Here is a 3,239-nt window from a genome sequence, read left to right as displayed (position 1 = left end):
ATTATCTTTTCAAGCCCGGTGATTATCTTTGTGGCGTCCTCTTGCCTTATCTTTGGCAAAAGATCTATTTTAGGCACGAGTACGCGCGTTTGCTTAGCTATAAATTTCATCAAAGAAAACTCATCCATGTTTAGCTCTGCTGCCTTGGCCGCGATGAGATTAAACTGCTTGCGGCTTATCTTTTTATCCGCCTCGCCGCTTTGTTTTTTGCTTGATTTGTTTGCGTCTATGCGCGCGTTTGCAACCAAATTTCGCCCCAAGGTATCGGGCTTAAAATCAAGCCTATCGGGCACGTTGCCAAGCAGTATATCAAGCGCCAAATTTAGCTCGCCGATACTAAGATCCTTTGAGCTTTCGACGCCGAAATGCAGCCTTAGCCAGTCTTGCCACGCGTGATTACGCTTGATTTCCTTATGCAAGGAGTTGGTATGTATCCTATAAAGCAGCTGTTTTCTATAGACGTCTTGGTTTTTGGTCATTTTTACTCCTCGCCGCAAAAATAAATCTTTGCTATCTTAAACTTTTCGTCGCTTAGTCCGTCTAAAATTTGCCTAAATCTGTGCTCGTTGGTTTCGTTTAGAAGCTCGGTCAAAAGATCGGCTCTGGTGGCTTCCTCGGTCTGCCATGCGGCTTTGCGGTATTGGGCTAGAGATCTAAATACTTCGCGGCCGCCGTAGTATTCCACGGCTTCGTCCACGTGGACGTCTAGGCTACGAAGCGCTTGCGCCGCGGTTTTGTAGAATCTGTGGTATTTCATATCGCGTCTCCCGCATATACGCTTTTGCCACTTTCTAGATCGGCGATTATATGCTTTCTTATTCGTTCAAAGCCTAGTCTTATAGATGGATCTTTAGCGCGGTTCTCAAAGCTGCCGTTACTTAGCTCTTCGTATGGCTTCTTTTCTTCTTGCATGGCTTGCGTATCGCGCGGCAAGCGGTATATGACCTCGCAGCTTATGTCGCGAAACATGATGCCCGCTTCCTTGATCGCGGCAAGGTTATCCGCCCAAAACTCCCTTAGCTTTGCTTTTATATTCTCTTTGTTCATCTCAAAGATCTGTTTTGCGGCGGGGTGCGAAAAGACGAAATGCAAATTTATACCGTTTATCTTTGCCCATTTTAGAAGCTTAGCATCGATGATCCCCTCTATGCCGTATTTGGCTAGCCTTTGGACGAGCTGGTATTTTGCGATACCGGGAGCAGCCTCCATCATTTGCTCTCCAGCAAATTTCTTTGAAGCTGAGCCTCGGGCATTCCCTCGGCTATCTTTTGGATGTTTAGTATCTCTTTTATCTCTTCGGGGCTTAGGGGTTTTACCTCTCCTATGCGTTTGTTGTCTTTGAAGCCTAGTCTATTTTTCCATACGAAAGCAGCTTGAGCGTTTTCTAGACACTTCTCCCAACTTTGAAAATACGCCGATCTTAGAATTTCAAACTCCATAAACTCATATTTGGTTAAAGAAAAGCTTATTTGCCTGCCTTTGCACTGGATATACCTTATACCATCGCTTATGAATATATCTTTTACTTTGGCGCAAATTCTAAACAAAAGCTCTTTTTCGAATTTGCTCTCATATTTAAAAAAATACTCCTTGGTTTTTTCATCATCCATCAAGGATTCAAGGCTTATCTTGTGCTTTTTTAGTAGCCTGTTTAGTATATCTTTAGCATTCTTTGCTTCGCCACCTACGCCTTGCTCTGCTAGGGCTTGGAGCTTTAGAAGTCTAGCTTTTAGTTTTTCGTCGATGTTTTGCATGGTTTTTCCTTAAAATTTAAACCTTTTAAAATACGTTTAACAGCGAATTAAACGTATTTTAAAGGGCTTAAAGCCCTTTAACTTTAGACGTTTGCGCTTTGCAAATTCTCTATCTTGGTTTCTATGCGGAAGTTATCCTTTACGACGCGCTTAAGACCTAGTTTAACGAGCTCAGCATCTCCTAGCTCCACAATAGCGTCTTTGTTTATAGTCTCTTCATACGTGATGCACTCCTCGAGCTTATAGCTTTTTAGAGCCTTTATGAGCTTTTCTACTTTCTCTTTTATGCGCGGCAAGGACACGCTTTTGCTTAGCTTGTAGCCTATCTTTCCAAAGGTAAATTCTTTGCTACGCTTTTCGGCGAATTCGGCCTTGTTTTCCTCGCAAAACGCCGTTATTTGGCTCTCGATATACTTTTTCTCGTTATCGAGCTTTTCTACTTGCGCCTTTCTTGAGTCTTTTATCTCGTTGCATTTTAGGGTTATCTCGCCGTTTATGTCCGCAAGCGCCACCTCAAGCTCGCAAATGCGCTTTAGAGCGCTGTCCACGTCCGTAAATGTTTTTATTTCCATCTCTTGCTCCTTGTTTTTGCTTTTCTTCTGCTTGATCTTATTGCTTGGCTTTTGTGTTTTGCGCCGGGGGTTACCGCGCTTTTTGCAAAGGCCGCCTTATTTCTTCTTGCTTTGGTCGGCGTTAGCGTCGGCGCGCCGCCTAATGTACTCGTATCGTTTAGCGCTAGGCTTAGACCCGCTAACATTGACACGGCTTTCATCATCTGACGTTCTCCTTTCTATTTTTACTTCTCGCACGGACGAAGTCCGCGCTCCGAGCGGAAGCGCAAGCGCCCCCTGCACCCACCTGAAGCATACCGTCGCTTCCTGCGTCGGCGTATCTTTCGAGTATTTTAAATTTCATCGCAAATTTGAGTTTGCAAACATACCCGTAGACCGTGCAAACGGGCAAATTTGTTTTGGCTTTTCTTACGATTAGCACCTTACATCCAAAGCACCAGCTCGGCCGAGCCGTTTTTGTTTAGCTTTAGCTGGCTTAGGCCTAGCTTTTTGGCGTACTCTAGCTCTGCTGCTATGCCTTTGGAGTCTTTTACGTCCGGATGATCGCAGACGTAGATATGATCGCACTCTTCAAGCATCTTTAGTCCAAGCTCTAGGGCTAGCTCTCTTTGCGTGTTTTCGTCAAACTTGCCCGATAGCTCTAACACTGCGCTAACCGGCTCATATCCTGCGTGCATTATCTTTATGCACTCCTGCCTTGCGATGTTTTGCGCGAGATAATCTCTCATATCGTCTTGGCATTTTAAAGCGCCGTAAGGCGTAGCTACATAGACGCGCTTTTGAACCTCTTTCATTCATTCTCCTTTCTTAAAATTTGACTTTATGAGGCGCCCCGCAAGACGCCCGAAAAATCAAATCTAAGCCGCCGTATCGACGACTCTTAGGCTGGTTTTTTCCATGATCAGTGCGCCTA

At 44.7% G+C, this 3,239-nt stretch carries 8 protein-coding genes; all 8 read right to left on the bottom strand.

Annotated elements, in window-relative coordinates:
• The coding region (locus Q0394_RS10690) for a hypothetical protein (RefSeq protein WP_298947559.1) at positions 1–479 on the bottom strand (479 nt) is incomplete at its 3' end.
• A gap of 2 nt (positions 480–481) precedes the next feature.
• Positions 482–757, bottom strand: a complete 276-nt coding sequence (locus Q0394_RS10685; protein ID WP_298947558.1) for a hypothetical protein — start codon at positions 755–757, stop codon at positions 482–484.
• Positions 754–1,212 carry a hypothetical protein gene (locus tag Q0394_RS10680; RefSeq protein ID WP_298947556.1) on the bottom strand — a complete coding sequence of 153 codons (459 nt, stop codon included), beginning with the start codon at positions 1,210–1,212 and terminating at the stop codon, positions 754–756. Before Q0394_RS10680 ends, Q0394_RS10685 begins: the two co-directional genes overlap by 4 nt.
• On the bottom strand, positions 1,209–1,754 hold the full coding sequence (locus tag Q0394_RS10675; RefSeq protein WP_298947554.1) for a hypothetical protein: 546 nt from the start codon (positions 1,752–1,754) through the stop codon (positions 1,209–1,211). Before Q0394_RS10675 ends, Q0394_RS10680 begins: the two co-directional genes overlap by 4 nt.
• 83 nt (positions 1,755–1,837) lie before the next feature.
• A complete protein-coding gene (locus Q0394_RS10670) occupies positions 1,838–2,326 on the bottom strand; it encodes a host-nuclease inhibitor Gam family protein (protein WP_009495251.1) in 489 nt (162 codons plus the stop codon).
• Positions 2,317–2,529, bottom strand: a complete 213-nt coding sequence (locus tag Q0394_RS10665; protein ID WP_298947552.1) for a hypothetical protein — start codon at positions 2,527–2,529, stop codon at positions 2,317–2,319. The genes Q0394_RS10670 and Q0394_RS10665 overlap by 10 nt, the downstream gene beginning before the upstream one ends.
• Positions 2,526–2,747 (bottom strand): hypothetical protein, encoded by a 222-nt coding sequence (locus tag Q0394_RS10660; protein WP_298947550.1) that lies wholly within the window; start codon positions 2,745–2,747, stop codon positions 2,526–2,528. The genes Q0394_RS10665 and Q0394_RS10660 overlap by 4 nt, the downstream gene beginning before the upstream one ends.
• A 1-nt stretch (position 2,748) precedes the next feature.
• Positions 2,749–3,120 carry a DUF1937 family protein gene (locus tag Q0394_RS10655; RefSeq protein WP_298947548.1) on the bottom strand — a complete coding sequence of 124 codons (372 nt, stop codon included), beginning with the start codon at positions 3,118–3,120 and terminating at the stop codon, positions 2,749–2,751.
• Positions 3,121–3,239: the final 119 nt, after the last annotated feature.

Origin of the sequence: uncultured Campylobacter sp., from assembly GCF_938039205.1 — a bacterium.
GTDB lineage: Bacteria > Campylobacterota > Campylobacteria > Campylobacterales > Campylobacteraceae > Campylobacter_A.
Note: the sequence above shows the minus strand (reverse complement) of the source record. Positions and strands in the feature narration are given on the sequence as shown.

What these genes read in the sequence shown, in the direction of transcription:
- Q0394_RS10685 (WP_298947558.1), bottom strand. Translation starts at nt 757, where the DNA reads ATGAAATACCACAGATTCTACAAAACCGCGGCGCAAGCGCTTCGTAGC.
- Q0394_RS10680 (WP_298947556.1), bottom strand. Translation starts at nt 1,212, where the DNA reads ATGATGGAGGCTGCTCCCGGTATCGCAAAATACCAGCTCGTCCAAAGG.
- Q0394_RS10675 (WP_298947554.1), bottom strand. Translation starts at nt 1,754, where the DNA reads ATGCAAAACATCGACGAAAAACTAAAAGCTAGACTTCTAAAGCTCCAA.
- Q0394_RS10670 (WP_009495251.1), bottom strand. Translation starts at nt 2,326, where the DNA reads ATGGAAATAAAAACATTTACGGACGTGGACAGCGCTCTAAAGCGCATT.
- Q0394_RS10665 (WP_298947552.1), bottom strand. Translation starts at nt 2,529, where the DNA reads ATGATGAAAGCCGTGTCAATGTTAGCGGGTCTAAGCCTAGCGCTAAAC.
- Q0394_RS10655 (WP_298947548.1), bottom strand. Translation starts at nt 3,120, where the DNA reads ATGAAAGAGGTTCAAAAGCGCGTCTATGTAGCTACGCCTTACGGCGCT.